The sequence below is a fragment of the Streptomyces sp. JW3 genome (assembly GCF_052216785.1).
In the GTDB taxonomy this organism is placed as follows: Bacteria; Actinomycetota; Actinomycetes; order Streptomycetales; family Streptomycetaceae; genus Streptomyces.
Window position 1 is genome coordinate 16,493 of record NZ_JBQOUX010000005.1, and the last position, 26,181, is coordinate 42,673.

The window sequence follows — 26,181 nt, forward strand, 5'->3', positions numbered from 1 at the left end:
GGTGTCCCGCTCTGACGGCACGGGACTCGGCACTCCGGCTGAGTTTACAGGGTGTTCAGGGCCACTTTCGACCGAGGTGCTTCCTGGTCCATTCCACCGCGTCCGCGTACCGCGCCTCGGCTCCGTGCCGGGTCGGGGTGTAGTACTCGCGGTCCTTCAGGGCGTCCGGGGCGTACTGCTGGGGCGCGATGCCCTCGGGCAGGTCGTGCGGGTAGACGTACCCCTGTCCGTGGCCGAGCTTGCCCGCGCCCTGGTAGTGGCTGTCGCGCAGATGGGCGGGGACGGTCCCGGCGTGCCCCTTGCGTACGTCGTCCAGGGCGGCGCCGATCGCGGTGGTCGCGGCGTTGGACTTGGGGGCCAGGGCGAGGGCGATGGTGGCGTGGCTGAGGGTGAGCGCGGCCTCGGGGAAGCCGATCATGGCGACCGCCTGGGCGGCGGCGACCGCGATCGGCAGGGCGCCGGGATCGGCCAGGCCGATGTCCTCGCTGGCGGAGATCATCAGGCGGCGGGCGATGAACCGGGGGTCCTCGCCGGCGTCGATCATCCGGGCCAGGTAGTGCAGCGCGGCGTCCACGTCGGAGCCGCGGATCGACTTGATCAGGGCGCTGGCGACGTCGTAGTGCTGGTCGCCGTCGCGGTCGTATGTGACCGCCGCCCGGTCGACCGTCTCCTCCAGCGTGGCCAGCGCGATCTCGCTCTCGCCCTGGTCGAGGGCGGCGCCGGCGGCGGCCTCCAGGGCGGTCAGCGCGCGGCGGGCGTCGCCGCCGGCGATCCGCAGCAGGTGGTCCTCGGTGTCCGCGGGGAGGGCGACGGCGCTCTTCAGGCCCCGGTCGGCGGCGACCGCGCGGCGCAGCAGGCCGCGGACGTCGTCGTCGGTGAGCGGTTCGAGGGTGAGCAGCAGGGAGCGGGACAGGAGCGGGGAGATCACCGAGAAGTACGGGTTCTCGGTGGTCGCGGCGATCAGGGTCACCCAGCGGTTCTCGACCGCCGGGAGCAGGGAGTCCTGCTGGGCCTTGCTGAAGCGGTGGATCTCGTCGAGGAAGAGCACGGTCTCCTTGCCGTACCCGCCGACCGCGCGGCGGGCGCCGTCGATGACCGCGCGGACCTCCTTGACGCCAGCGGTGATCGCCGACAGTTCCACGAACCGCTTGTTGGTGGCCTTGGAGACGACGTACGCCAGGGTCGTCTTGCCGGTGCCGGGCGGGCCCCAGAGGATCACCGAGGAGGGGCCGGCCGGTCCGGCCGCGGCCTCGCCGACCAGGCGGCGCAGCGGGGAGCCCGGCTTCAGCAGGTGCTGTTGGCCCACCACCTCGTCGAGGGTGCGCGGGCGCATCCGGACGGCCAGGGGGCTGCCGGAGGGGTCCTTCTCCTGGCGTTCTTCGGCGGCGGCGGTGAACAGATCGGGCTCCACCCTGGAAACCCTAAATCACCGCACTGACAACGCGGCGGGCGCCGTCAGCTGGTCCAGAAGTCCCACCAGCGGGTCAGGATCAGCATGCCGATGATGCCGATGTGCAGCACCGGCAGCACCCAGGTGAACTCGCCGAAGAAGCCGCGCAGCCAGTTCGGCGCGGGCAGGAAGCCCTTGCGCACGGTGAAGCTGGTCACGTACCAGAACATGACGATCGTGGCGACCCAGGCCAGCGAGCACCACAGGCACAGGGCGTTGATCCGGTACAGGGACTGGAACTGGAGCCAGGTGCAGAAGCCCACGCCGAACAGGGTGCCCGCGTTGAAGGTGAGCCAGTACCAGCGCGGGAAGCGGGCCCGCGCCAGCAGGCTCATGCCGACGCAGATCACGATGCCGTAGCAGACCAGGCCGAGCATCGGGTTCGGGAAGCCGAAGGCGGCCGCCTGGTCGCTCTCCATGACGCTGCCGCAGGAGACGACGGGGTTCAGGCTGCACCCGGGGGTGTAGGTGGTGCCGGCGACCTTGGCCTCGAGCAGCTTGAACTTGTCGATCGTGATGACCCACGCGGCGAGCAGTCCGGCGGCGCCGGTGATCACCAGCAGCACGGCGAAGGCGCGGCTGCCGCCCTCGCGGTGCGGGGAGCCGACGGGTTCCGCCGAGGGCTCGGGCTCCGTGGAGACGTCCTTCACTGTCGTCCTACTCATCACGCGATTCCGTCACTGGAGGCTGGACCTGCTTCGGGCAGGGCCATTGTGCCGTATACGCGCGTGTGTCCACCGTTCGCTGGGGATAAGGACGTGCCCACGGACGTCTTTCGGGGCGGGTTCCGGCCGATGTCCGTTCCCCTGCGGCACAGGTGAACGAACGCCGGCCGGGGCGCGGCCTCAGCCGAGCCGGGACTCCAGTTCCGCCACGATCTCGTTGACGCCGATCGCGCTCTGCTCGCCGGACTCCATGTCCTTGAGCTGGACGACGCCCTCGGCCAGGTCGCGTTCGCCGGCCACGATGGTGTAGCGGGCGCCGCTGCGGTTGGCGTTCTTCATGGCGCCCTTGAGGCCCTTGCCGCCGTAGGCGAAGTCGGCGGCGACGCCGTTCTTGCGCAGTTCGGTGACCTTGGCGAACAGGACGCGGCGGGCCTCCTCGCCGAGCGGTACGGCGAAGACGGAGGTGGCGGCCGGCAGGTCGAGTTCGACGCCCTCGGCCTCCAGGGCGAGGACCGTGCGGTCGACGCCGAGGGCCCAGCCGACGGACGGCAGCGCGGGGCCGCCGATCATCTCGGAGAGGCCGTCGTAGCGGCCGCCGCCGCCCACCGCGGACTGCGAGCCCAGCCCGTCGTGGACGAACTCGAAGGTGGTGCGCGTGTAGTAGTCCAGGCCGCGCACCAGCTTCGGGTCGTCCTCGAAGAGCACGCCCGCCGCGGTGACCAGTTCGCGGACCTCCTCGTGGTACGCCTTGCAGCCGTCGCACAGGTAGTCGCGCAGCAGGGGGGCGTCGGTGAGCTGCTTCTGCACCTCGGGGCGCTTGTCGTCCAGGACCCGCAGCGGGTTGATGTCGGCCCGGCGCAGGGTGTCCGCGTCCAGGTCGAGGCCGCGCAGGAACTCCTGGAGGGCGGCCCGGTAGACCGGGCGGCACTCCTTGTCGCCCAGGGAGTTGAGCAGGATGCGGAAGTCGCGCAGGCCCAGCGAGCGGTACGCCTGGTCGGCCAGGATGATCAGCTCGGCGTCGAGCGCCGGGTCCTCCGCGCCGATCGCCTCGGCGCCGACCTGCGAGAAGTGGCGGTAACGGCCCTTCTGCGGGCGCTCGTAGCGGTAGTAGGAGCCCGAGTACCAGAGCTTGACCGGGAGGTTGCCCGCCTTGTGCAGGTTGGCCTCCAGGGCGGCGCGCAGTACGGAGGCGGTGCCCTCGGGGCGCAGGGCGAGCTTGTCGCCGCCCTTGGTCTCGAAGGCGTACATCTCCTTGGTGACGATGTCGGTGGACTCGCCGACGCCGCGGGCGAACAGCTCGACGTTCTCGAAGCCGGGGGTCTCGATGTAGCCGTAGCCGGAGTCGCGCAGCGGGGCCGCGATCGCCTCGCGGACCGCCAGGTACGTGGCGGAGTCCGGCGGGGTCAGGTCGTAGGTGCCCTTGGGGGCCTTGAAGGTGCTCACGGGAGGTCTCTCGTCACATTCCTCGTCGGGGAGCCGACTGCCGCGCTCCCTGGCCGGGAGCCGCCTGCCGCAGATACGGGTTGGCGGCGCGCTCCTGGCCGATGGTCGTCTGGGGGCCGTGTCCGGACAGCACCACGGTCGCGTCGTCGAGCGGCAGGACCACGCGGGTCAGGGACTCGAGCAGGTCGGTCATGGAGCCACCGGGCAGGTCGGTGCGTCCGATGGAGCCGGCGAACAGCAGGTCGCCCGAGAACAGCACGGGCGGGATGTCCGCCGCCTCGGGCAGGCCGAAGGTCACCGACCCCTTGGTATGGCCCGGCGCGTGCGCGACGGTCAGCTCCAGGCCCGCCAGCTCCAGCCGCGCGCCGTCGGCCAGTTCCCGGACGTCGTCCGGCTCCCCCACGCTCAGCTCGCCCATCAGCGGCATCCCGATGGACCGGCCGAGCCCCTTCTCGGGGTCGCTCATCATGTAGCGGTCGGCCGGATGGATCCAGGCGGGCACGCCGCTCGCGCCGCACACCGGGACGACCGAGGCCACGTGGTCGATGTGGCCGTGGGTGAGGACGACGGCGACCGGCTTGAGCCGGTGCTTCTTCAGCGCTTCCTCGACGCCCTGGGCGGCCTGGTGGCCGGGGTCGATGATCACGCACTCCTCCCCGGCGGCCGGGGCGACGAGGTAGCAGTTCGTCCCCCAGGCTCCGGCGGGGAACCCGGCAATGAGCACGATCGTCCTTCGTTGTGTCGATACGGGTGGCTTGTGAGCGCGCTGCGCCCGTGGTCAGAGCCTACCGGCGGTGCCGATTCCTCAGCGAACCCATATACGGTACGGGGCTAACGCAGGCGGTCGGCCCACGAGCACGCACGCGTACCGGTCGGCACACGAAGACGCATAGGAGACAACCCGGTGGTCAGCCAGGAACAGCGGCGGCGTCAGCTCGCCCGGGAGAAGTTCTTGCGGCAGCAGCAGCGGCGTACGTCCGCGCGACGCAAGGCGCGGGTGCGGAACTCGGTGATCGCGTCGGTGCTCGGAGTGGTGCTGGTGGGCAGCCTCGCGCTGTACACGACCGGCACGCTCAAGGGCGACGACGACAAGGAGAACGCGAGCGCGGAGGCGTCGCCCAGCGCGTCGGCGTCCAAGGCCGCCGATCCGTGCGACAAGGCCGCGGCGGGCAAGGTCGCGACCAAGACGTGGAAGAAGGAGCCGGCGATGTCCATCGACAAGTCGGCGGACTACACCATGACGCTGGACACGACGTGCGGCGCGATAGACATCGCCCTGAAGACGTCGGCGGCGCCGCACACGGTGAACTCGTTCAACTTCCTGGCGGCCAAGGGCTTCTTCGACCACTCCACCTGCCACCGGCTCACCACCAGCGGCATCTACGTGCTCCAGTGCGGCGACCCGACCGGACAGGGCACCGGCGGTCCCGGCTACACGATCCCGGACGAGAACCTGAAGGACAAAAGCCTGAAGGACAACATCTACCCGGCGGGCACCGTCGCGATGGCCAACACCGGTCAGGCCGACACCGGCGGCAGCCAGTTCTTCCTGGTGTACCAGGACAGTGAGCTGCCGCCCAGCTACACCCCGTTCGGCACCATCTCGGACGCCGGCATGAAGGTGCTCAAGAAGATCGCCGCCGCAGGTGAGAGCACCGGAGCCGGGGACGGGGCGCCGAACGCGACGGTCGTGATCGACAAGGCCACCGTCGCGAAATCCTGACCGCCGGCCGCCGAATTTCGGTCGTGCGGGATGCGGACAGGTCACCTGCCGTTCGCCTATGTTGGCGGTGACGAAACTGTGGACGATGCCCGGGGGTGGGAAAGCCCTCCGCAGGCATCATGTGGAGGAGGCGCTGTGAGCAGCGACCCGTGGGGCCGCGTCGACGAGACGGGGACCGTGTACGTGCGTACGGCCGACGGCGAGCAGGTCGTCGGTTCCTGGCAGGCCGGCTCCCCCGAGGAGGCGCTGGCCTACTTCGAGCGCAAGTACGAGGGTCTGGTGGTCGAGATCGGCCTCCTCGAGAAGCGGGTGCGGACCACCGACCTGTCGGCGAAGGACGCCCAGGCCGCGATCCAGCATCTGCGCGAGCAGGTCGACGCGCACCACGCGGTCGGCGACCTGAACGCGCTCAGGGAGCGGCTGGACAAGCTCGTGGAGCTGGTGGAGACCCGCCGCGAGGAGCGCAAGGCGCAGCGGGCCAAGCAGTCCGACGAGGCCCGCCACGCCAAGGAGGCCCTGGTCATCGAGGCCGAGGAGCTGGCCGCGTCCGACCAGTGGCGGGCGGCCGGCGAGCGGCTGCGGGCGCTGGTGGACACCTGGAAGGGGCTGCCGCGCCTTGACCGCAAGTCCGACGACGAGCTGTGGCACCGCTTCTCGCACGCGCGCTCGGCGTTCTCCAAGCGGCGCAAGCAGCACTTCGCGCAGCTCGACGCGCAGCGCGAGGAGGCCCGCCGCACCAAGGAGCGGCTGGTCGGCGAGGCCGAGGCGCTGTCCGGTTCGACGGACTGGGGTCCGACGGCCGCGCGGTACCGCGACCTGATGACCGAGTGGAAGGCGGCGGGCCGCGCCCAGCGCGAGCACGAGGACGATCTGTGGAACCGCTTCCGCGGAGCCCAGGACGTCTTCTTCGCCGCGCGCAGCTCGGTCTTCGCCGAGCGGGACGCCGAGCAGACCGAGAACCTCAAGCTCAAGGAGGAGCTGGCCGAGGAGGCCGAGAAGCTCCTGCCGATCACGGACCTGAAGGCGGCCCGCGCCGCGTTCCGTGCGGTCAACGAGCGCTGGGAGGCCATCGGGCACGTGCCCCGGGACGCCCGGCCGAAGGTCGAGGGCCGGATGCACGCGGTCGAGCGGGCGCTCCAGGACGCCGAGGAGGCCGAGTGGCGCCGGACCAACCCGGAGGCACGCGCGCGTGCCGAGGGTCTGACCGGTCAGCTCCAGGCCGCCGTGGACAAGCTGCGCGGCCAGATCGAGACGGCCCGCGCGCAGGGCAACAACGCCCGCGCGGACAAGCTCCAGCGCGAGCTGGACGGCCGCCAGGCGCTCCTTGACCAGGCGCTGAAGGGGCTCCAGGAGTTCGGCGGCTGACGCCACACATGACGAGAAGGGGCCCCGCTCAGGGGCCCCTTCTTCATGTGCGCCCGTCGGTACTACGAGGGCCTGCGCGCCGACGTCACCCGGTACACGTCGTAGACGCCCTCGACGCCGCGTACGGCCTTCAGAACATGGCCGAGATGTTTCGGGTCGCCCATCTCGAAGGTGAAGCGGGAGGTGGCGACCCGGTCGCGGGAGGTCTGGACGGCCGCGGAGAGGATGTTGACGTGCTGGTCGGACAGCACCCGCGTGACGTCCGACAGCAGCCGGGAGCGGTCCAGGGCCTCGACCTGGATGGCGACCAGGAAGACCGAGGACTGGGTGGGCGCCCACTCGACCTCCAGGATGCGCTCGGGCTCGCGGGAGAGCGAGTCCACGTTGACGCAGTCGCTGCGGTGCACGGATACGCCGCTGCCCCGGGTGACGAAGCCGATGATCGGGTCGCCGGGGACGGGCGTGCAACATCGGGCGAGCTTGACCCAGACGTCGTCGACGCCCTTGACCACCACGCCCGGATCGGCGTTGCTGCGCCGCTTGCGGCCGCGGCCCCGGGACGGCGGTACCGCCTCGTCGATCTCCTCGGTGGCCGCCTCCTCGCCGCCGAGCGCCTGGACCAGCTTCTGCACGATGTTCTGCGCGGAGACATGGCCCTCGCCGATCGCCGCGTACAGCGCGGAGATGTCGGAGTAGCGCATCTCGTGGGCGAGGGTGACCAGGGAGTCGCCGGTCAGGATGCGCTGGATGGGGAGGTTCTGCTTGCGCATGGCGCGGACGATGGCGTCCTTGCCCTGCTCGATGGCCTCGTCGCGGCGCTCCTTGGAGAACCAGGCGCGGATCTTGTTGCGGGCGCGCGGTGACTTGACGAAGCCGAGCCAGTCGCGGGACGGGCCGGCGCCGGGGGCCTTGGAGGTGAAGACCTCCACCAGGTCGCCGTTGTCCAGGGTGGACTCCAGCGGCACCAGGCGGCCGTTGACCCGGGCTCCTATGGTGCGGTGGCCGACCTCGGTGTGGACCGCGTAGGAGAAGTCGACGGGGGTGGCGCCCGCCGGGAGCGCTATGACGTCGCCCTTGGGGGTGAAGACGAAGACCTCGTTGCGGGACAGGTCGAACCGCAGCGACTCCAGGAACTCGCCGGGGTCCTCGGTCTCCTTCTGCCAGTCAAGGAGCTGGCGCAGCCACGCCATGTCGTTGAGGTGGTCGTCCTTGCCGGTGGTGCGGGGCGCGTCGGAGCGCACCTTGGAGGCTCCGGCCACGGCCTCCTGCTTGTACTTCCAGTGCGCGGCGATGCCGTACTCGGCGCGGCGGTGCATGTCGAAGGTGCGGATCTGGAGCTCGACCGGCTTGCCGCTGGGCCCGATGACCGTGGTGTGCAGCGACTGGTACATGTTGAACTTGGGCATCGCGATGTAGTCCTTGAACCGCCCCGGAACCGGGTTCCAGCGGGCGTGCACCGTGCCGAGCGCCGCGTAGCAGTCGCGGACGGTGTCCACCAGGACGCGGATGCCCACCAGGTCGTAGATCTCCGCGAAGTCCCGGCCGCGGACGATCATCTTCTGGTAGACGCTGTAGTAGTGCTTGGGGCGGCCGGTGACGGTCGCCTTGATGCGGGCGGCGCGCAGGTCCTGCTGGACCTCGTCGGTGACGACCGCCAGGTACTCGTCGCGCTTGGGGGCGCGCTCGGCGACCAGGCGGACGATCTCGTCGTACATCTTGGGGTAGAGGATCGCGAAGGCGAGGTCCTCCAGCTCCCATTTGATGGTGTTCATGCCCAGGCGGTGGGCGAGCGGCGCGTAGATCTCCAGGGTCTCGCGCGCCTTCTTCTCCTGCTTCTCGCGCTTGAGGTAGCGCATGGTGCGCATGTTGTGCAGCCGGTCGGCGAGCTTGATGACCAGGACGCGGGGGTCCTTGGCCATGGCAACGACCATCTTGCGCACCGTCTCGGCCTGCGCGGCCTCGCCGAACTTGACCTTGTCCAGCTTGGTGACGCCGTCCACGAGCAGCGCGACCACGTCGCCGAAGTCGCGGCGCAGGTCGTCCAGGCCGTACTCGGTGTCCTCGACGGTGTCGTGCAGCAGCCCGGCCATCAGGGTGGCCGGGTCCATGCCCAGCTCGGCGAGGATGGTGGTGACGGCGAGCGGGTGGGTGATGTACGGGTCGCCGCTCTTGCGCTTCTGACCGCGGTGCCAGCGCTCGGCGACCTGGTAGGCGCGCTCGATCTGGCGCAAAGTCGCCGTTTCGATCTTGGGGTCGTTGCCGCGGACTATGCGCAGCAGCGGCTCCAGCACCGGGTTGTAGGGGTTGGCGCGCTGGACGCCGAGGCGGGCGAGGCGGGCCCGGACCCGGTTGGAGGAGCCGGTGCGGGCGGACTGGCCGGCGGGCGCGCGGACCACCGGCGCGTTCCGCGTGTGCTCCGGGGGCGCGGGCTTGGGGTGCGCCTGCTGCTCGGCCGGCTTGTCGACGGGCGCGGACTGGGTGTGCTGGAGCGTCCCGCGGGTGTCGTTGGTCGCGTGCGGCGCGGTGGGCGCGGGCTTGGCCGCGGGCGCCGAGGCGGACTCGGGCTTGGCGGCGGTCAGTGGCTGGGCCTCGTCTGGCAAGAGGACTCCTCGTGCGCGATCCGGGTCCCCCGGTCAGGCTCCGGAAACCCCATGGTAGCCATCCTGGGTCGCAGGATCGCCTTCAGGCCGTTGTGAGACCCGTCTACGGGAGAAACGCCTGGGGCGGGCGCCGGATTCCTCCGAGCCCGCCCCTTGTGTGTCGTGCCGGTGTCCGGCCGGCCGCGCCGTGGTTATCCGACGGTGAGCAGCGCGTGCAGCGGGGCGCCGTCCAGGGCCGGTGCCAGGCGGGCGCGTCCGTTCAGGAAGGCCAGCTCCATCAGGACCGCGACGCCCGCGGTGCGCGCCCCGGCCCGGCGGATCAGCTGGAGCGACGCCTCGGCCGTGCCGCCGGTGGCCAGCACGTCGTCGACGACCAGGACCCGGTCGTCGGGGTCGAGGTCCTCGGCGTGGATCTCGATCTCGGCCGAGCCGTACTCCAGGTCGTACGTCTGGCCGAGAGTGGCTCCGGGCAGCTTGCCCGCCTTGCGTACGGGGATGAAGCCGAGGCCGGCCCGGACGGCGACCGGGGCGCCCAGGATGAAGCCCCGGGCCTCCAGGCCGACGACCTTGGTGGCGCCGGTGTCCTTGGCGATGCCGGCCAGGGCGTCGGTCAGGGCGCCGAACGCCTCCGGGTCGGCGAGCAGCGGGGTGATGTCCTTGAACATCACGCCCGGCTCCGGGTAGTCCGCCACGTCCCGGATGCGGCTGAGCAGCAGCTCGGTCAGGGTGGTCATCGGCGCTTCCCCGAGGGTCGGCCGCGGCCGCGGCCCCGGGACGCGGGCTGGTTGCGGGGCCCGACGACCGCGGGCGCGGCGTCCTCGGGCCCGTCGCCGTCCTCGTCGGCGTACCGCTCGTCACCGACCTCGTGCTCCGGCGGCTCGCCCTTGGAGGCGGCCTGGGCCCGCTTGGCCAGGACGCGTTTCCTGAGCGCCTTCATCTTCGGCTCGCGCTCCTTGAGGTCGGCGACGAGCGGCGTGGCGATGAAGATCGAGGAGTACGCGCCGGCCGCGAGACCGACGAACAGCGACAGCGAGATGTCGTTGAGCATGCCGGCGCCGAGCACGCCGCCACCGATGAAGAGCAGGCCCGCCACCGGCAGCAGCGCGACCACCGTGGTGTTGATGGAGCGGACCAGGGTGCTGTTGATCGACCGGTTGGCGATCTCGGCGTAGGTCCAGCGGGTCTGCTTGGTGATGTCCTTGGTCTGTTCCTTGAGGCTGTCGAAGACGACCACCGTGTCGTACAGCGAGTAGCCGAGGATGGTCAGCAGACCGATCACCGTGCCCGGGGTGACCTCGAAGCCGACCAGGGCGTAGATGCCGACCGTGATGGTGATGTCGTGGATCAGCGCGACGAAGGCGGCCAGTGCCATCCGCCACTCGAAGGCGATCGCCAGGTAGATCACCACCAGGACCAGGAAGATGCCCAGGCCCTGCCACGCCTTGTTGGCGATCTGGTCGCCCCAGCTGGGGCCGACCAGCTCGGCGTTGATCTGCTCGGCGTCGACCTTCAGGTCCTTGGCCAGCTCTTTCTTGATCTGGTCCGACTTGTCGGTGTCGATGCCGGCGATCTGGATGCGCATGCTGCCGTCACCGAGCTGCTGCACGATCGCGTCGTGGCCGGAGGCCGTCTCCGCGTGCTCCTCGGCCTGCGAGACCGAGGCGCTGACGTTCTTCGGGGTGGTGAAGACGGCACCGCCCTGGAACTCGATGCCCATGTGCAGGCCGCGCACCGACAGGCCGACGATGGCCGTGATGGTGATCAGGATCGAGATGCCGTACCAGATCTTGCGGTTCTTGACGAAGTCGTAGCCGACCTCGCCGTGGTGCAGTCGGGCGCCGAGCTCGCCGAGTTTCGACATCTCTCACGCCTCCTTCGGGTCGACAGGGCCGGCGGGACGGGCGGGGCGGCGCGTGCTGCGCAGCGGCGGCTTGGCCCCGAGGCTCTTCGGGTCGAGCCCGGACCACTTGTGGCCGCTCGCGAAGAACTTGCGGCGGGCCATCAGCGTCAGCAGCGGCTTGGTGAAGAGGAACACGACCACCACGTCGAGCAGGGTGGTCAGGCCGAGCGTGAACGCGAAGCCCTGGACCTTGCCGACGGAGACGATGAAGAGCACCGCGGCGGCGAGGAACGACACGAAGTCGGAGACCAGGATGGTGCGCCGGGCGCGCGGCCAGCCCCGCTCGACGGCCGGGCGCAGTGAGCGGCCCTCGCGGATCTCGTCCCGGACCCGTTCGAAGTAGACGATGAACGAGTCCGCCGTGATGCCGATGGCGACGATGGCCCCGCAGACGGCCGGCAGGTTCAGCGCGAAGCCGATGGTCGGGCCGAGCAGCGCCATGATCACGTAGGTGAGGATGCCGGAGATCAGCAGCGAGGCGAGCGCGATGAACGACAGGCCCCGGTAGTAGAACAGCAGGTAGAGCACGACCAGCACGAGTCCGATGCCACCGGCGATCAGACCGGCCTCCAGCTGGTCACCGCCGAGCGCGGCGGTGACGGTGGTGACGCTGTCCTCCTTGAAGCTCAGAGGGAGGGCGCCGTAGGAGAGCATGTTGGCGAGGCTCTGGGCCTCCTCCTGCGTGAAGCTGCCGGAGATCTCCGCGCTGCCGCCGGTCAGCGCCTGGCTGACGTACGGGTCGGAGACGACCTCGTTGTCCAGGACGATCGCGAACTGGTTCTGCGGGGACTGGTTCTGCGCCAGCTTGCCGGTGATGTCGGCGAACTTCTTGGTGCCGGCCTTGGTGAAGTCCATCGTGACGGTCCAGCCGGCGGCGGTCTGCGTGTTGAAGACCGCGGAGGCGTCGTCGACGTCGGTGCCGTCGACCTCGGCGGGGCCGAGCACGTACTTCTGCCACTGGCCCTGCGAGTTCTGGCCGCAGGCGACCATGGAGTCGTCGTCCTTGGCGCCGTCACCAGCCTTGGCGCGCTGCGCCGCGTCGGTGCAGTCGAGCTTGGTGTACGCCGTCTGGAGGGCGGTGTCCTCGGCGGAGGCGGAGGCGGAGGCCGATGCGCTGGCACTGGCGCTCGGGGACGCGGAGTCGGAGGCGGTCGCCGAGGGGGTGTCGTCGGCCTTCAGGGCGTCGGTGACCGCGCGGCCCTGCGAGGTGGCGGACGCCGAGGCGCTGTCGGAGGGCGAGGCGCTCTCGTCCCCGTCGGTGGCCTTCTCGGAGGCGCTGTCGGACGGGCTGGCCGACGCGGAGGCGCTGTCGGAGGCGCTCGCCGAAGGGCTGGCCGTGGCGGCTGCGCCGGAGACCTCGGTGGCGAGCACCGGACGGAAGTAGAGCTTGGCGGTGGTGCCGACCTGCTCCCGGGCTTCCTCCGAGTTCGTCCCCTTGGGGATGTTGACGATGATGTTCCGGTCGCCCTGGGTCTGTACCTCGGCCTCGGAGACACCCAGACCATTGACACGGCGTTCCATGATCTCGACCGCGGTGTCCATGTTGGTCTTGTTGATCGCGGATTCCTGGCCGGGCTCCGATTCGGCCCGGAGCGTGATGCTCGTGCCGCCGGCCAGGTCGATACCGAGACGCGGAGTGGTGTGCCCGGAGGCGAACATCCCTCCGGTGAGCGCCACGATGGCGATCAGGATCAGGGCCAGCGAGCGCCCCGGCTTGCTCTGGGCGCTCGCGTTCCGGCCCTTTTTAGGTGCTGCCACCTTCTCGTACTCCCTCTCGGGCCGCCTCGCGCACCGGTGCGCCGACGGCCATGACATGGTGTCGGGATCCCGTGGGAACCGCGCATGTCCGAGGGCGCGCGGGCCCGGCCCACGCGCCCCGGGGCACGGTTACTTCGCCTCGGAGTCGTCCTCGGACTTCTTCGGCTGCTCGGCCGGCTTCGCCTCGGCGGGCGTGGTGTCCTTCGCGGGCGCGGCGTCCTCGGCGGGCGCGTCGGCCGCGTCCTTCTTGCCGAGCTCGATCTTGCTGTCGGAGGCGTCGGGGGCGACGGCCGCGGCGGAGTCGTCGGACTCCGTGAGGGAGGAGGCGTCGTCCGGGACGAGGTCCTCGTCGGACTTCAGGTCGTGCTCGATGCCGTGGACGATGCGGTTGTACTCGTCGTCGGTCAGGACGGCACCGATCGAGTTCTTGGCGAAGAGCAGCTCGACGCCCGGACCGGCGTCGATGAGGACCGTGTCGTCGGTGACCTCCTTGACCGTGCCGTACATGCCCCCGATGGTGCGGACACCGGAACCGGGCTGCATCTCGTTGCGCATGTTGGCGGCCTGCTGCTGCTTCTTCTTCGCCGACCGGGTCATCAGGAACATGGCCCCGATGAGCACGATGAACGGGAGGAGGGTCACGAGACTCACGGGCGGGTACTTCCTTCACACGACCGCGCTGTGAGCGGCCTGATGGTTGGGGGTGTGACACGCCGCCGACAAGGGCGGCATCGGCGGAGTCTAAGCGAGTCCGCGCGCAGGGAACAACGCACAGGATGGCACCCAGGTTCCCTGTCCGGCCAATGCCCTGGCCGTCACGGATGGGTCACGCCCCGAACAAGTCGCCTTGTCCGTTTCCCGAGGTGGCCTGGCGGGGCGGGGTGAGACCGAGGTGCGCCCAGGCGGCCGGGGTGCCGATCCGGCCGCGCGGGGTGCGGGCCAGCAGGCCCTCCCTGACCAGGAACGGCTCGGCGACCTCCTCGACGGTCTCGCGCTCCTCCCCCACCGCGACGGCCAGCGTCGACAGCCCGACCGGGCCGCCGCCGAACAGCTTCAGCAGGGCCTGAAGGACGGCCCGGTCCAGGCGGTCCAGGCCGCGGGCGTCGACCTCGTAGACGGCCAGGGCGGCCGCGGCGATGTCGCGGGTGATCACGCCGTCGGCCTTGACCTGGGCGTAGTCGCGGACCCGGCGCAGCAGGCGGTTGGCGATGCGGGGGGTGCCGCGGGAGCGGCCGGCGATCTCGGCGGCGCCGTCGGGGTCGATCTCGACGTCGAGCAGGCCGGCCGAGCGGTGGATCACGCGCTGGAGCTCGGCCGGCTCGTAGAACTCCATGTGAGCGGTGAAGCCGAAGCGGTCGCGCAGCGGGGGCGGCAGCAGGCCGGCCCGGGTGGTGGCGCCGACCAGGGTGAACGGGGGCAGCTCCAGCGGGATGGCGGTGGCGCCGGGGCCCTTGCCGACGATGACGTCGACGCGGAAGTCCTCCATCGCCATGTAGAGCATCTCCTCGGCGGGCCGGGACATGCGGTGGATCTCGTCGAGGAAGAGCACCTCGCCCTCCTGGAGGGAGGAGAGGACCGCGGCGAGGTCGCCGGCGTGCTGGATGGCGGGGCCCGAGGTGATCCGGATCGGGGCCTCCATCTCGGCCGCGATGATCATCGACAGGGTGGTCTTGCCGAGCCCGGGGGCGCCGGAGAGCAGCACGTGGTCGGCGGTGGCGCCGCGGGCGCGGGCGGCCCGCAGCACGAGGTCGAGCTGCTCGCGGACCTTCTCCTGGCCGATGAACTCGTCCAGGTCCTTGGGGCGCAGGGCGGCTTCGACGGCCTGGTCCTCGCCGTCGGCGGACGCGGCGACGAGCCGTTCGGCGGCGGTGTCGTCGGTCGTCTCGTCCCAGTTCATGTGGTGTGCCTCGGGGTTCGGTGGGGGCGGTTCAGCGGGCGCGGTTCAGGGTCTGGAGAGCCGCCTTGAGGAGCTGTCCGACCTGGGGGGTGCCGGCCGCGGCCGCCGCCTGCGGGGCGACGGCGGTCACCGCCTCGTCGGCCTCGCGGGTGGCGTAGCCGAGGCCGATCAGGGCGGCGTGCAGCTGGTCGCGCCAGCCGGTGGAGACCGGGGCGCCGACGGCGGGGGCGCCGATCGGCTCGCCGAGCCGGTCCTTCAGCTCGAGGAGCAGCTTCTGGGCGCCCTTCTTGCCGATGCCGGGCACCGCGGTCAGCGCCTTCTCGTCGCCGGTGGAGACCGCCCTGCGCAGGGCGTCCGGGCTGTGCACGGCCAGCATGGCCTGGGCGAGGCGGGGGCCGACGCCGCTGGCGGTCTGGAGCAGTTGGAACACCTGGCGCTCGTCGTCGGCGGCGAAGCCGTACAGGGTGAGCGAGTCCTCGCGGACCACCAGGGAGGTGGCGAGCTTGGCGGGCTTGCCGAGGCGGAGCGTGGACAGGGTGTTCGGCGTGCACTGGACGGCCATGCCGACGCCGCCGACCTCGACCACCGCGGCGTCGGGGGCGAGGGCGGCGACCGTGCCGCTGACGAAGGCGATCATGCGGGGTGGCCTTTCGGTACGGGGCGTGCCGCGCGGGCCTGCTGGGCCACGGCCTGCTGGAGCCGGTGCTGTGCGGGGGCGCGCCAGATGTGGCAGATGGCGAGGGCGAGGGCGTCGGCGGCGTCGGCGGGCTTCGGCGGGGCGGCGAGCCGCAGCAGCCGGGTGACCATCGCGCCGACCTGCGCCTTGTCGGCGCGTCCGGAGCCGGTGACGGCGGCCTTGACCTCGCTGGGGGTGTGCAGGGCGACCGGGATGCCGCGCCGGGAGGCGCACAGGATGGCGACGGCGCTGGCCTGGGCGGTGCCCATCACCGTGCGTACGTTGTGCTGGCTGAAGACGCGTTCCACCGCGACGTACTCCGGGCGGTGCTCGTCGAGCCACTGCTCGATGCCCTGCTCCACGGCGACCAGGCGGTGGCCGAGGTCCACGTCGGCCGGGGTGCGCACGACGCCGACGCCGATCATGGTCAGCGGGCGGCCGGCGACGCCCTCGACGACTCCGATCCCGCAGCGGGTCAGGCCCGGGTCGACCCCCAGTACGCGCACACTGCCCCCTCCCGTAGATCACCTGTTCACGCAGGCTATCGGGTGCCACTGACAAAAGAACGGCGGGCCGACGAGGACGTGTCCCCCGTCGGCCCGCTCCAGCCCGTGCGCGCGTTACGCGTCGACCTTCTCCATGACCTCGTCGCTGACGTCGAAGTTGGCGAAGACGTTCTGCACGTCGTCGCTGTCCTCGAGGGCGTCGATCAGCCGGAAGATCTTGCGCGCGCCCTCCTCGTCCAGCTCGATCTGCATGGTCGGGACGAAGTTGGCGTCCGCCGACTCGTAGTCGATGCCGGCGTCCTGGAGCGCGGTGCGGACCGCGACCAGGTCGGTGGCCTCGCTGAGCACCTCGTATGTCTCGCCGAGGTCGTTGACCTCCTCGGCGCCCGCGTCCAGGACGGCGGCCAGGACATCGTCCTCGCCCAGCTCGCCCTTGGGAACGATCACCACGCCCTTGCGGTTGAACAGGTACGACACCGAGCCGGGGTCGGCCATGGAGCCGCCGTTGCGGGTCATGGCGACGCGCACGTCGGAGGCGGCTCGGTTGCGGTTGTCGGTGAGGCACTCGATGAGCACCGCGACGCCGTTCGGACCGTAGCCCTCGTACATGATCGTCTCGTAGTCGGCGCCGCCGGCCTCCAGGCCGCCGCCGCGCTTGACCGCGGAGTCGATGTTCTTGTTCGGCACCGACTGCTTCTTGGCCTTCTGGATGGCGTCGTACAGTGTCGGGTTGCCCTCGATGTCGACGCCGCCCATCCGGGCCGCGACCTCGATGTTCTTGATCAGCTTCGCGAAGAGCTTGCCGCGCTTGGCATCGATCACGGCCTTCTTGTGCTTCGTCGTAGCCCATTTAGAGTGGCCGGACATCTGCCTGTCTCCTTCGCGTAACCCATCTACTGAACGAACCCCAGAGATCCTACAAGGCATCCACCGCGCCCCGGGCGCGCACCATGTCGGTGAACAGGCGGTGCACGCGGTGGTCGCCGGTCAGTTCCGGGTGGAACGACGTGGCGAGCGCGTTGCCCTGGCGGACCGCGACGATGTGGCCCTCGTGCTCGGCCAGCACCTCGGCCGCCGCGCCGACGGATTCCACCCAGGGGGCGCGGATGAAGACGCCCTCCACAGGATCGCCGTCGACGCCCTGGATGTCGACCGCCGCTTCGAAGGACTCGTTCTGCCGGCCGAAGGCGTTGCGGCGCACGATCATGTCGATGCCGCCGATGGTCTCCTGGCCGGAGCGCGGGTCGAGGATCTTGTCGGCGAGCAGGATCATGCCCGCGCAGGTGCCGTAGACGGGCAGTCCGTCCCGCACGCGCGCGCGAAGGGGCTCCAGCACTCCGAAGAGGACGGCCAGCTTGGAGATGGTGGTGGACTCGCCGCCGGGCAGGACCAGGCCGTCGACCGCCGCGAGTTCGTCGGGGCGCCGCACCGGCCGGGCCACGGCGCCGGCCGCGGTCAGGGCGGTGAGGTGCTCGCGTACGTCGCCCTGGAGGGCCAGCACCCCCACCACGGGTGCGGTCATCACCAGCCCCGGTTCGCGTAGCGCTCGGTCTCGGGCAGGACGTCGACGTTGATGCCGACCATGGCCTCACCGAGGTCGCGGGAGGCGTCCGCGATGACCTTCGGGTCGTCGTAGAAGGTGGTCGCCTTGACGATGGCGGCGGCCCGCTTGGCCGGGTCGCCGGACTTGAAGATGCCGGAGCCGACGAAGACGCCCTCGGCGCCGAGCTGGCGCATCAGCGCGGCGTCGGCCGGGGTGGCCACGCCGCCGGCGGAGAACAGGACGACCGGGAGCTTGCCCAGTTCGGCGACCTCCTTGACCAGCTCGTAGGGGGCGCGCAGCTCCTTGGCGGCGGCGTACAGCTCGTGGTTGTCGAAGCCGCGCAGCCGGGCGATCTCGTTCTTGATCTGGCGCAGGTGGCGGACGGCCTCGACGACGTTGCCGGTGCCGGCCTCGCCCTTGGAGCGGATCATCGCGGCGCCCTCGGCGATGCGGCGCAGGGCCTCGCCCAGGTTGGTGGCGCCGCACACGAACGGGGTGGTGAAGGACCACTTGTCGGAGTGGTTGACCTCGTCGGCCGGGGTGAGCACCTCGGACTCGTCGATGTAGTCGACGCCGAGGGACTGGAGCACCTGGGCCTCGACGAAGTGGCCGATGCGGGACTTGGCCATCACGGGGATGGACACCGCGCCGATGATGCCCTCGATCATGTCCGGGTCGGACATCCGGGCCACGCCGCCGTCCTTGCGGATGTCGGCCGGGACCCGCTCCAGGGCCATCACCGCGACGGCACCCGCGTCCTCGGCGATCTTCGCCTGCTCCGGGGTGACGACGTCCATGATGACGCCGCCCTTGAGCTGCTCGGCCATGCCGCGCTTCACGCGGGCGGTGCCGGTCGCGGAAGCCTGGTTCTCGGAGTGGGTGCTGGACACGGAAGACCTCGCTGAAGAAAGGAGAAGGTTTCGGCAGCACTGAGGAAACGTGAACTGAGCAGGCCACAGCAAGGGCCAATGGGAAGGCGGTGGATCCTTTTCGCGCGCGGGGCTCAGGCGGCCCGGTCGACCAGGGCGGTCGGCGGCTCGTCGTCCATCTCGAAGGCCAGCGGGAACGGGGCGTGGCCGGCCAGCCGGAACCAACGGACCTTGCGGTGCTCGCGCAGCCGGCGGGCGGCACCCACGGCGTCGTTGTGGAAGCGGCGGGCCATCGGTACCCGGCGGACCGCCTCGGTGAGTTCCCCGGCCGCCTCCTCGCCGCCGGGGGCCTCCTTGAGCGCTTCCACCTGGTGCCGGTCGCCGAACACCGCCCGCAGCGCCTGGCTCAGCTCGCTCTCGGCGACCTCCCGCTGCTCCTCCTCGGCCTGCCGGGCGGCGTGCGCGGCCTCGTACAGGACGATCGAGGCGGCCGGGTCCAGGACGCCGGAGGTGGCCAGTTCCTGGGCGACGGAGGCGCGGCGCAGCAACTGGGCGTCCAGCGCGGCGCGGGCGGCGTCGATCCGGGCGTGCAGGCGGTCCAGGCGGCCCGCCGTCCAGCTCAGGTAGAGGCCGATCGCTACGAGGGCTACGGCGATCCAGATCAGGGTTGCGGTCACGCTGCGCCAACTTACCGGGCCGGGTTCCTCCCGTGCGCGGTGCTCATCGCGGCCGTCAGTCCCGGGCCAGTCCGAACCGTGCCCGCAGCCCCGTGGCCCGCTCGTCCGCGGCCACCGCCGCCGCGCCCGCCGTCACCGTCTCGTAGACCGACAGGATGTCCGCGCCGACCGTCGACCAGTCGAACCGCCGCACGTGCGCGCTGCCCCGCTCGCGCAGTTCGGTCCGCCGCGCCGGGTCCGCCAGCAGCCGCAGCGCCGCCGCGGCCAGCGCGTCGGCGTCCTCGTTGGGGAACAGCTCGCCGGCCGCGCCCCGGTCCAGCACCTGGGCGAAGGCGTCCAGGTCGGAGGCGAGCACCGGGGCGCCCGCCGACAGGGCCTCGACCAGGATGATCCCGAAGCTCTCGCCGCCGGTGTTGGGCGCCACGTACAGGTCGACGCTGCGCAGGAAGCGGGCCTTGTCCTGGTCGCTGACCATGCCGAGGAACTCCACCCGGGAGCGCAGCTCCTTCGGCAGCGACTCGACCGCCTCCTCCTCGTCCCCGCGCCCGGCGACCAGCAGCCGGGACCGCGGGCGGGCGGCGAGGATCTTCGGCAGGGCCTTCATCAGCACCGGCAGGCCCTTGCGGGGTTCGTCGATGCGCCCTATGAAGCCGATGGTGTCGCCCTGCCACTCGGGGTTGGGCACGGCCTTGGCGAAGAAGTCGACGTCGACGCCGTTGGGGATGACGACCGCGTCGCCGCCCAGGTGCTCGACGAGGGTGCGGCGGGCGTACTCGCTCACCGCGATCCGGGCGCTGATCTTCTCCAGGGCCGCCTGGAGGATGGAGTACGCGGCGATCATCGCGCGGGAGCGCGGGTTGGACGTGTGGAACGTGGCGACGATCGGGCCCTGCGCCGCCCAGCAGGCCAGCAGGCCCAGTGACGGCGAGGTCGGCTCGTGGATGTGGATGACGTCGAACGCGCCGTCGTGCAGCCAGCGCCGCACCCGCGCGGCGCTCAGGAAGCCGAAGTTCAGCCGGGCCACCGAGCCGTTGTAGGGCACCGGCACCGCGCGGCCGGCCGAGACGACGTACGGCGGCAGCGGGGTCTCGTCGTCGGCCGGGGCCAGGACGGACACCTCGTGGCCGAGGCGGATGAAGTACTCGGCGAGGTCCCGGATGTGGAACTGGACGCCGCCCGGCACGTCCCAGGAGTACGGGCAGACGATGCCGATTCTCATGCGGGCCCCTTCGTGGGGTCGAGGTCGGCGAGCCACAGGCGCTGGAGCATGTGCCAGTCCTGCGGGTGCTCGGCGATTCCGGTGGCGAAGGCGTCGGCCAGCGCCTGTGTCATGACGGACGTCTTCGCCCGCCGGTCGCCTGACTCGGGCACCTCGACCGGCGGATGGACCCGGCCCCGCATGACCGGCGAGTCGTCGTACCAGAGGGTGACCGGCAGCAGGGCCGCCCCGGTCTGCTGGGCGAGCAGCGCGGGTCCGGCCGGCATCCGGGCCGGTTCGCCGAAGAAGCCGACCTCCACGCCGGAGGCGGACAGGTCCCGGTCGGCGACCAGGCAGACCAGTTGGCCGGCCCGCAGTCGCCGGGCCAGCGTGCCGAACGCGGCGCCGCCGCTGTGCGGCAGGACCTCCATGCCGAGGCCCTCGCGGTAGGCGACGAAGCGGTCGTACAGGGTCTCCGGCTTGAGGCGCTCGGCGACCGTGGTGAAGGGGATGCCGAGGTGGGTGGTGACCCAGGCGCCGGCCAGGTCCCAGTTGGCCAGGTGCGGCAGGGCGAGGATCGCGCCCTGGCCGGCGGCCATGGCGTCGGTGAGGTGGTGGAGGTCCTTGACGTCGAGGGACGCCGCGATCCGCGCCCGGCTCCAGGCGGGCAGCCGGAAGGACTCCATCCAGTAGCGCAGGTAGGACCGCATGCCCGCGCGGGAGAGCGCCGCGAGCCGCGCGGGGCTCGCGTCGGGCAGTACGCGCGCGTAGTTGCTCTCCAGCCGCAGCACGCCCTTGCCGCGCCGCTTCCAGGCGAGGTCCGCGACACTCCGGCCGAGCCGCACCGCGACCGGCTCCGGGAGCTTCTTGATGGTGCTCCAGCCGGCGCCGTACAGGGCGTCGGCCAGCCGCTCCTGGGCGCTCACTTGGCCGCCTCGCTCCCCCGGGCCTCCCGCTCGGCCGCGGCCTCCGCCTCGGCGGACTCCCGGCGCACCGTGACGACCCGCTGGACCAGCGTGACCAGGCTGCCGACGGCGACGATCCACAGCGCGACCGGCAGCAGGTACTGGATGCCGGGCACGCCGAACTTGTGCAGCCCCGCGAAACCGGCCGCGACCAGCGAGATGACCAGCCGCTCGGCCCGCTCGATCAGTCCGTTGACGGCGACCGGCAGGCCGATCGACTCGCCGCGCGCCTTGGTGTACGACACCACCTGGCCGCTGGCCAGGCAGAAGATGGAGACGGCGCAGAGCACGTTGTCGTCGCCGGCGCCCGCGTACCAGAGGGCGAAGCCGCCGAAGACCGCGCCGTCCGCGACCCGGTCCAGGGTCGAGTCCAGGAAGGCGCCCCAGCGGCTGGAGCGGCCGAGCTGGCGGGCCATGTTCCCGTCGACCAGGTCGGAGAACACGAACAGCGTGATCACCACCGTGCCCCAGAAGAACTCCCCCATGGGGTAGAAGACCAGCGCCCCCGCGACCACACCCGCGGTCCCGAGGAGCGTGACCGTGTCCGGGCTGACCCCCCGGCGGATGAGAAACGCGGCGAACGGTGTGAGGACACGCGTGAAGAATGCACGCGCGTACTTGTTCAGCATGGCCTTCCCGACGGTCGGTGGCGCCGCGCGGCCCCTGCTGGCCGCCGGCTGGCCCATCGTAGCCACGCGCGCGCGTGCCCGACGGCCGGGCACCCGGACCGTCGCTCGGTGACCGGTGCGCCCAGGGTTCGGGTCCTTCGTATGGACGCGGCGTGACGGGAGTGGAAAGCTCGAAGCACCGCGGGCGTCGCCGGAGCCGCTCGCACGTCGGCCGACGCGGGTCCGCGCCCACAGTGACCTCACCGTGCACGGGAGGCAAGGTTATGGGCGACAAGGCGCACACACACCCCGGAGCCGCCGGCAGGGCACAGGCGGCCGACCAACCCGCGTCCGTACGGAATGTGGTGCTGGTCGGCCACTCCGGATCGGGCAAGACCACGCTGGTGGAGGCCCTCGCGCTGACCGCGGGGGCGCTGAACCGGGCGGGCCGCGTCGAGGACGGCGGCTGCGTCTCCGACTACGACGACATCGAGCACCGCCAGCAGCGCTCCGTACAGCTCTCGCTGGTGCCGGTGGAATGGGACGGTGTCAAGATCAATGTCCTCGACACCCCCGGGTACGCCGACTTCGTCGGGGAGCTGAGGGCCGGTCTGCGGGCGGCGGACGCGGCCCTCTTCGTCGTCTCGGCCGCGGACGGGGTGGACGGCTCGACCCGCGTGGTGTGGGAGGAGTGCGCGGCCGTCGGCATGCCGCGCGCCCTCGTGATCACGCACCTGGAGGCCGCTCGGGCCGACTTCGAGGAGATGACCCGGATCTGCGCCGAGGCGTTCGGCGCCGACGACCCGGACGCCGTGCTGCCGCTCTATCTGCCGCTGCACGGCCCGCCGCACCCGGACGGCCACGCGCCCGTGACGGGTCTGATCGGCTTGCTGACGCAGCAGCTGTTCGACTACTCGACCGGCGAGCGCAAGGAGTCCGAGCCGGGCGCGGACCAGCTCCCGCTGATCGAACGGGCCCGCGACCGGCTGATCGAGGGGATCATCGCGGAGAGCGAGGACGAGACCCTCATGGACCGCTATGTGGGCGGCGAACCGGTCGATGTCAAGACCCTGATCCAGGACCTGGAACGGGCCGTGGTGCGCGGCGCCTTCTTCCCGGTGCTCGCCGCCGCCCCCGCCGCCGAGGGCGCCCGCCAGGGACTGGGCACCGTCGAACTCCTGGAGCTGATCGTCCGCGGTTTCCCGACCCCGCTGGAGCGCGCGGCGCCCCGGGTGACCACACCCGACGGCCGCACCCGGACGCTGAAGCCGTGCGATCCCGGCGAGTCGCTGGCCGCGGAGGTCGTCAAGACCTCCTCCGACCCGTACGTCGGCCGGATCTCCCTGGTGCGGGTGTTCTCCGGCACGCTGTACGCCGACCAGACCGTGCACGTCTGCGGACACGGTCTGGCCGACCGGGGCCACGAGGATCACGACGTCGACGAGCGGGTCGGCGCCCTGTCGACCCCTTTCGGCAAGCAGCAGCGCCCGGTCGGCCATGTCATCGCGGGCGATCTGGCCTGCGTGGCGAAGCTGGCCCGCGCGGAGACCGGCGACACGCTGTCCGCCAAGGACGACCCGCTGCTGATGGAGCCGTGGGAGATGCCCGACCCGCTGCTGCCGCTGGCCATCCAGGCGCACAGCAAACCCGACGAGGACAAGCTCTCCCAGGGCCTTGCCCGGCTGGTCGCCGAGGATCCGACGATGCGCCTGGAGCAGAACCAGGACACCCACCAGGTGGTCCTGTGGTGCCTGGGCGAGGCGCACGCCGCCGTCGCCCTGGAACGACTGCGCAGCCGCTACGGCGTCCAGGTCGACGTCGTACCGCACCGGGTGCCGCTGCGGGAGACGTTCGGCGCGAAGGCGGCCGGGCGCGGGCGGCACGTCAAGCAGTCCGGCGGGCACGGGCAGTACGCCGTCTGCGAGATCGAGGTGGAGCCGCTGCCGGGCGGCGCCGGCATCGAGTTCGTCGACAAGGTGGTCGGCGGCGCGGTGCCCCGGCAGTTCATCCCGTCGGTCGAGAAGGGCGTACGGGCGCAGGCCGCCAAGGGCGTCGCGGCCGGGCATCCGCTGATCGACGTGCGGATCACGCTGCTGGACGGCAAGGCGCACTCGGTGGACTCCTCCGACGCCGCCTTCCAGACGGCCGGCGCGCTGGCGCTGCGGGAGGCCGCCGCCGCCGCCAGGATTCATCTGCTGGAACCGGTGGCCGAGGTCAGCGTGCTGGTCGGCGACGACTACGTGGGCGCGGTGATGAGCGACCTGTCCGGGCGGCGCGGCCGGGTGCTGGGCACCGAGCAGACGGCGGGCGGGCGCACCCTGGTACGGGCCGAGGTGCCGGAGATCGAGATCGGCCGGTACGCGGTGGACCTGCGCTCCCTGTCGCACGGCACGGCCCGGTTCGGCCGCCGCTACGCACGGCACGAGCCGATGCCGCCGCAGGTCGCCGAGCGGGTCCGCGAGGCAGCGCGCGACGGCGCGTGACAGGCGCGTGACCGGCGCCGGGCGCACTCCGGCGGCCCGCGCGCCGCCGGTCTCACTCCAGGCCGGCGGGCGGCTCACACCGTCCGCCGACAGCCACTCGCACCTGGAGTTACGCTGACGACCTGATCAACAGGTGTGCGAAGCACGGAAGTCGGGAAAGCCGCTTGAGCGAGAGCGGTTTCGATCTGGGGGCGGGAATGGCTGACGGCGGGTACGCGGACTTCTTCGGGCCGCAGGTGCCCAGGGCGGGAGACGCGAGCCAGACGGCCACCTTCGCGCTGGCGTCTGCGGCCTACCGGGACAACCCGGTGGAGGAGATCAAGAAGGCCGACAACGACTGGCACCAGACGACCGTCAACCCGGGCCGCTGGGGCCGGGTCTTCCGGCCCAACCTCGGTGAGGCGTTCGCCCAGGCCGTGGTGGGCCGGATGCTGGGCGGTGGCCGCAAGCCGCTGATCCAGTCCTTCGGCACCGAGCCGCAGGTCGTGGTCGAGCACTGCCTGGCGGCCAACCGCATCCGCAAGGAGCGGGACCGGAAACTGACCGTGGTGATGGCGGTGTGCGGGCTGCTGTTCCTGCCCGGCATGCTGGTCTGGCTGCTCGGCTTCCTGATCCGCGGCACGGTCGGCAAGTCGGAGAACAAGCAGGCCGGCGCCCTCGGCACGGCGGTGCTGGTCGCGGTGGGCGCGCTGGCGGTGCTCTTCGTGCTCAAGATGCCGTTCGGCGGGTTCTGGGGCTGGTACGGCCGGCTGGCGGCCGTGCTGCCGGTCGTCGGCTGGTTCTGGGCCAAGCGGATCTGCGAGAGCACCGCGAAGGACCTCAGGGAGCGCTGGAGCAGCCTTCTGAAGGGCGCCAGCGTCGGCGCCAAGGTCCCCGAGGCGGTGCCCAGCAACCCCAACGAGACCGCCGCCGAGCAGCTCCGCCAGAACCTGGCCAAGCTGGGCGCGGAGCAGCAGTCCAACTCGGTCTTCTACGCCGGTCCCAAGGGCATACTCGGCATGGGCACCCGCTGGGGCAGCTGGCAGCTGGCCGAGGAGCTGCTGCCGGCCGACCCCGCCCGGGAGATCCACCCGTTCCGCAGCTGGGACGTCATACGGTCCATCCACGACCAGCTCAGCCTGCTGGAGCGCGGCCCGCTGAACACCAACGGCTTCACCAAGCCGTCGATACGGCACTGGATCGTCACGCCGATCGCGGAGGGCGCCGGCGCGGTCTCCCGCCCGGAGGGCACCGACGTCGAGGCGTACCAGGTCAAGCCGCACGCCATCCAGGAGATCTGCAACAACCAGCAGTTCGGCGCCGGCGACCGGCACTACCTGGGTGTGCAGTGGGTGCTGTGGGACGGGCAGCTGGTGATCACCATGCTGATCACGGTGACGGTGCTGCACTCGACGCTGCGCATCGAGGTCACCGGGCATGCGCTGGGCCCGGTGAACGGCCTGTTCATGGGCGGACCCTCGGCGCCGTCCAAGACGGTCACCAAGTCGTTCAAGCCGTGGGAGACCCGCAAGGTGATGCTCCCGCTGGTCAACACCCAGGAAGTGGTCCGGCTCGCCGTGCGCGCCCCGTTCACCTGGTACACGCCGGCGCTGAACTGGCTGGGCGGCACGATCTCGCTGCCCGAGCCGTTCGGCCTGCGGCACGCCTGGGCCGACCAGCCCTGGCGGCACCGCTTCATGGCCGACGACGCGCTGCGGGCGGCGACGCCCGTGCTGCGCACGGTGCACCGGGCGGCGATCAAGGTGCTGGAGGAGAACGGCGTGAACACCGAGAAGTTCGGCGCCCGGTCGGCGTTCCTCAGCGGGGCGGTGCAGGATCCGACGCCGGGGAAGGCCGACACGTACAACGCGTAGGC

23 protein-coding genes are annotated in these 26,181 nt (G+C 71.4%); 4 read left to right on the plus strand and 19 right to left on the minus strand.

Translation table 11 applies throughout. From position 1 onward, the window contains the following. Positions 1 to 55: 55 nt before the first annotated feature. The 4 genes from ACTT8P_RS03645 to ACTT8P_RS03660 all read right to left on the minus strand — a co-directional run bounded on the left by ACTT8P_RS03645 (position 56) and on the right by ACTT8P_RS03660 (position 4,282). Positions 56 to 1,411 (minus strand): replication-associated recombination protein A, encoded by a 1,356-nt coding sequence (locus ACTT8P_RS03645; protein ID WP_442830048.1) that lies wholly within the window; start codon positions 1,409 to 1,411, stop codon positions 56 to 58. 44 nt (positions 1,412 to 1,455) lie between these two features. Then, positions 1,456 to 2,115 carry a vitamin K epoxide reductase family protein gene (locus tag ACTT8P_RS03650; protein WP_442830049.1) on the minus strand — a complete coding sequence of 220 codons (660 nt, stop codon included), beginning with the start codon at positions 2,113 to 2,115 and terminating at the stop codon, positions 1,456 to 1,458. A gap of 180 nt (positions 2,116 to 2,295) precedes the next feature. Then, positions 2,296 to 3,558, minus strand: a complete 1,263-nt coding sequence (gene hisS / locus ACTT8P_RS03655) for a histidine--tRNA ligase (RefSeq protein ID WP_442830050.1) — start codon at positions 3,556 to 3,558, stop codon at positions 2,296 to 2,298. 13 nt (positions 3,559 to 3,571) lie between these two features. Next, positions 3,572 to 4,282, minus strand: coding sequence for an MBL fold metallo-hydrolase (locus tag ACTT8P_RS03660; protein WP_442830051.1), 711 nt, complete (start codon positions 4,280 to 4,282; stop codon positions 3,572 to 3,574). A 180-nt stretch (positions 4,283 to 4,462) separates the two neighbouring features. Here ACTT8P_RS03660 and ACTT8P_RS03665 point away from each other — a divergent pair, with 180 nt between their 5' ends. Next, positions 4,463 to 5,281, plus strand: coding sequence for a peptidylprolyl isomerase (locus ACTT8P_RS03665; protein ID WP_442830052.1), 819 nt, complete (start codon positions 4,463 to 4,465; stop codon positions 5,279 to 5,281). Positions 5,282 to 5,416: 135 nt separating this feature from the next. Next, the gene (locus ACTT8P_RS03670) at positions 5,417 to 6,646 is read left to right on the plus strand and encodes a DUF349 domain-containing protein (protein WP_442830053.1); all 1,230 of its coding nucleotides are present in this window, start codon (positions 5,417 to 5,419) and stop codon (positions 6,644 to 6,646) included. A gap of 62 nt (positions 6,647 to 6,708) precedes the next feature. Here ACTT8P_RS03670 and relA read toward each other — a convergent pair whose 3' ends face one another. From relA to pgsA, 15 genes are all read right to left on the minus strand, one after another. Beyond that, positions 6,709 to 9,246, minus strand: a complete 2,538-nt coding sequence (gene relA / locus ACTT8P_RS03675) for a GTP pyrophosphokinase (RefSeq protein WP_442830054.1) — start codon at positions 9,244 to 9,246, stop codon at positions 6,709 to 6,711. Positions 9,247 to 9,437: 191 nt separating this feature from the next. Further along, a complete protein-coding gene (locus tag ACTT8P_RS03680) occupies positions 9,438 to 9,980 on the minus strand; it encodes an adenine phosphoribosyltransferase (RefSeq protein WP_442830055.1) in 543 nt (180 codons plus the stop codon). Further along, positions 9,977 to 11,107 (minus strand): protein translocase subunit SecF, encoded by a 1,131-nt coding sequence (secF, locus tag ACTT8P_RS03685; RefSeq protein ID WP_442830056.1) that lies wholly within the window; start codon positions 11,105 to 11,107, stop codon positions 9,977 to 9,979. The genes ACTT8P_RS03680 and secF overlap by 4 nt, the downstream gene beginning before the upstream one ends. A 3-nt stretch (positions 11,108 to 11,110) precedes the next feature. After that, positions 11,111 to 12,904 (minus strand): protein translocase subunit SecD, encoded by a 1,794-nt coding sequence (gene secD, locus ACTT8P_RS03690; RefSeq protein ID WP_442830057.1) that lies wholly within the window; start codon positions 12,902 to 12,904, stop codon positions 11,111 to 11,113. Positions 12,905 to 13,033: 129 nt separating this feature from the next. Continuing rightward, positions 13,034 to 13,555: a preprotein translocase subunit YajC gene (gene yajC, locus ACTT8P_RS03695; protein ID WP_442830058.1), complete on the minus strand. Its 522-nt coding sequence runs from the start codon at positions 13,553 to 13,555 to the stop codon at positions 13,034 to 13,036. A gap of 175 nt (positions 13,556 to 13,730) precedes the next feature. Next, positions 13,731 to 14,801 (minus strand): Holliday junction branch migration DNA helicase RuvB, encoded by a 1,071-nt coding sequence (gene ruvB / locus ACTT8P_RS03700; protein WP_442830059.1) that lies wholly within the window; start codon positions 14,799 to 14,801, stop codon positions 13,731 to 13,733. Positions 14,802 to 14,832: 31 nt separating this feature from the next. Continuing rightward, positions 14,833 to 15,438 (minus strand): Holliday junction branch migration protein RuvA, encoded by a 606-nt coding sequence (gene ruvA / locus ACTT8P_RS03705; RefSeq protein ID WP_442830060.1) that lies wholly within the window; start codon positions 15,436 to 15,438, stop codon positions 14,833 to 14,835. Further along, positions 15,435 to 15,983, minus strand: coding sequence for a crossover junction endodeoxyribonuclease RuvC (gene ruvC / locus ACTT8P_RS03710; protein WP_442830061.1), 549 nt, complete (start codon positions 15,981 to 15,983; stop codon positions 15,435 to 15,437). Before ruvC ends, ruvA begins: the two co-directional genes overlap by 4 nt. A gap of 114 nt (positions 15,984 to 16,097) precedes the next feature. Then, positions 16,098 to 16,850 (minus strand): YebC/PmpR family DNA-binding transcriptional regulator, encoded by a 753-nt coding sequence (locus ACTT8P_RS03715; protein ID WP_442830062.1) that lies wholly within the window; start codon positions 16,848 to 16,850, stop codon positions 16,098 to 16,100. 49 nt (positions 16,851 to 16,899) lie between these two features. Further along, a complete protein-coding gene (gene pdxT, locus ACTT8P_RS03720) occupies positions 16,900 to 17,505 on the minus strand; it encodes a pyridoxal 5'-phosphate synthase glutaminase subunit PdxT (RefSeq protein ID WP_442830063.1) in 606 nt (201 codons plus the stop codon). Continuing rightward, positions 17,505 to 18,416 (minus strand): pyridoxal 5'-phosphate synthase lyase subunit PdxS, encoded by a 912-nt coding sequence (gene pdxS / locus ACTT8P_RS03725; protein ID WP_442830064.1) that lies wholly within the window; start codon positions 18,414 to 18,416, stop codon positions 17,505 to 17,507. The genes pdxT and pdxS overlap by 1 nt, the downstream gene beginning before the upstream one ends. Before the next feature lie 113 nt (positions 18,417 to 18,529). Beyond that, on the minus strand, positions 18,530 to 19,072 hold the full coding sequence (locus tag ACTT8P_RS03730) for a hypothetical protein (RefSeq protein ID WP_442830065.1): 543 nt from the start codon (positions 19,070 to 19,072) through the stop codon (positions 18,530 to 18,532). Between the two features lie 55 nt (positions 19,073 to 19,127). Next, entirely contained in the window at positions 19,128 to 20,291 is a 1,164-nt protein-coding gene (locus ACTT8P_RS03735) for a glycosyltransferase family 4 protein (protein WP_442830066.1), read from the minus strand. Next, positions 20,288 to 21,196: a phosphatidylinositol mannoside acyltransferase gene (locus tag ACTT8P_RS03740; protein ID WP_442830067.1), complete on the minus strand. Its 909-nt coding sequence runs from the start codon at positions 21,194 to 21,196 to the stop codon at positions 20,288 to 20,290. Before ACTT8P_RS03740 ends, ACTT8P_RS03735 begins: the two co-directional genes overlap by 4 nt. Next, a complete protein-coding gene (gene pgsA, locus ACTT8P_RS03745) occupies positions 21,193 to 21,921 on the minus strand; it encodes a phosphatidylinositol phosphate synthase (protein WP_442830068.1) in 729 nt (242 codons plus the stop codon). Before pgsA ends, ACTT8P_RS03740 begins: the two co-directional genes overlap by 4 nt. 206 nt (positions 21,922 to 22,127) lie before the next feature. Between pgsA and ACTT8P_RS03750 the strand changes: the two genes are divergently transcribed. Beyond that, entirely contained in the window at positions 22,128 to 24,326 is a 2,199-nt protein-coding gene (locus ACTT8P_RS03750) for an elongation factor G-like protein EF-G2 (protein ID WP_442830069.1), read from the plus strand. A 197-nt stretch (positions 24,327 to 24,523) separates the two neighbouring features. Next, positions 24,524 to 26,179: a hypothetical protein gene (locus ACTT8P_RS03755; RefSeq protein ID WP_442830145.1), complete on the plus strand. Its 1,656-nt coding sequence runs from the start codon at positions 24,524 to 24,526 to the stop codon at positions 26,177 to 26,179. The last annotated feature ends 2 nt before the right edge of the window (positions 26,180 to 26,181 follow it).

Bases quoted from the DNA above. Each gene is read 5' to 3' on its own strand.
- ACTT8P_RS03755 (WP_442830145.1), top strand. From the start codon at position 24,524: ATGGCTGACGGCGGGTACGCGGACTTCTTCGGGCCGCAGGTGCCCAGG.
- ACTT8P_RS03715 (WP_442830062.1), bottom strand. From the start codon at position 16,850: ATGTCCGGCCACTCTAAATGGGCTACGACGAAGCACAAGAAGGCCGTG.
- ACTT8P_RS03650 (WP_442830049.1), bottom strand. From the start codon at position 2,115: ATGAGTAGGACGACAGTGAAGGACGTCTCCACGGAGCCCGAGCCCTCG.
- pdxT (WP_442830063.1), bottom strand. From the start codon at position 17,505: ATGACCGCACCCGTGGTGGGGGTGCTGGCCCTCCAGGGCGACGTACGC.
- ruvB (WP_442830059.1), bottom strand. From the start codon at position 14,801: ATGAACTGGGACGAGACGACCGACGACACCGCCGCCGAACGGCTCGTC.
- ruvA (WP_442830060.1), bottom strand. From the start codon at position 15,438: ATGATCGCCTTCGTCAGCGGCACGGTCGCCGCCCTCGCCCCCGACGCC.
- ACTT8P_RS03750 (WP_442830069.1), top strand. From the start codon at position 22,128: ATGGGCGACAAGGCGCACACACACCCCGGAGCCGCCGGCAGGGCACAG.
- ACTT8P_RS03735 (WP_442830066.1), bottom strand. From the start codon at position 20,291: ATGAGAATCGGCATCGTCTGCCCGTACTCCTGGGACGTGCCGGGCGGC.
- secF (WP_442830056.1), bottom strand. From the start codon at position 11,107: ATGTCGAAACTCGGCGAGCTCGGCGCCCGACTGCACCACGGCGAGGTC.
- pgsA (WP_442830068.1), bottom strand. From the start codon at position 21,921: ATGGGCCAGCCGGCGGCCAGCAGGGGCCGCGCGGCGCCACCGACCGTC.
- ACTT8P_RS03680 (WP_442830055.1), bottom strand. From the start codon at position 9,980: ATGACCACCCTGACCGAGCTGCTGCTCAGCCGCATCCGGGACGTGGCG.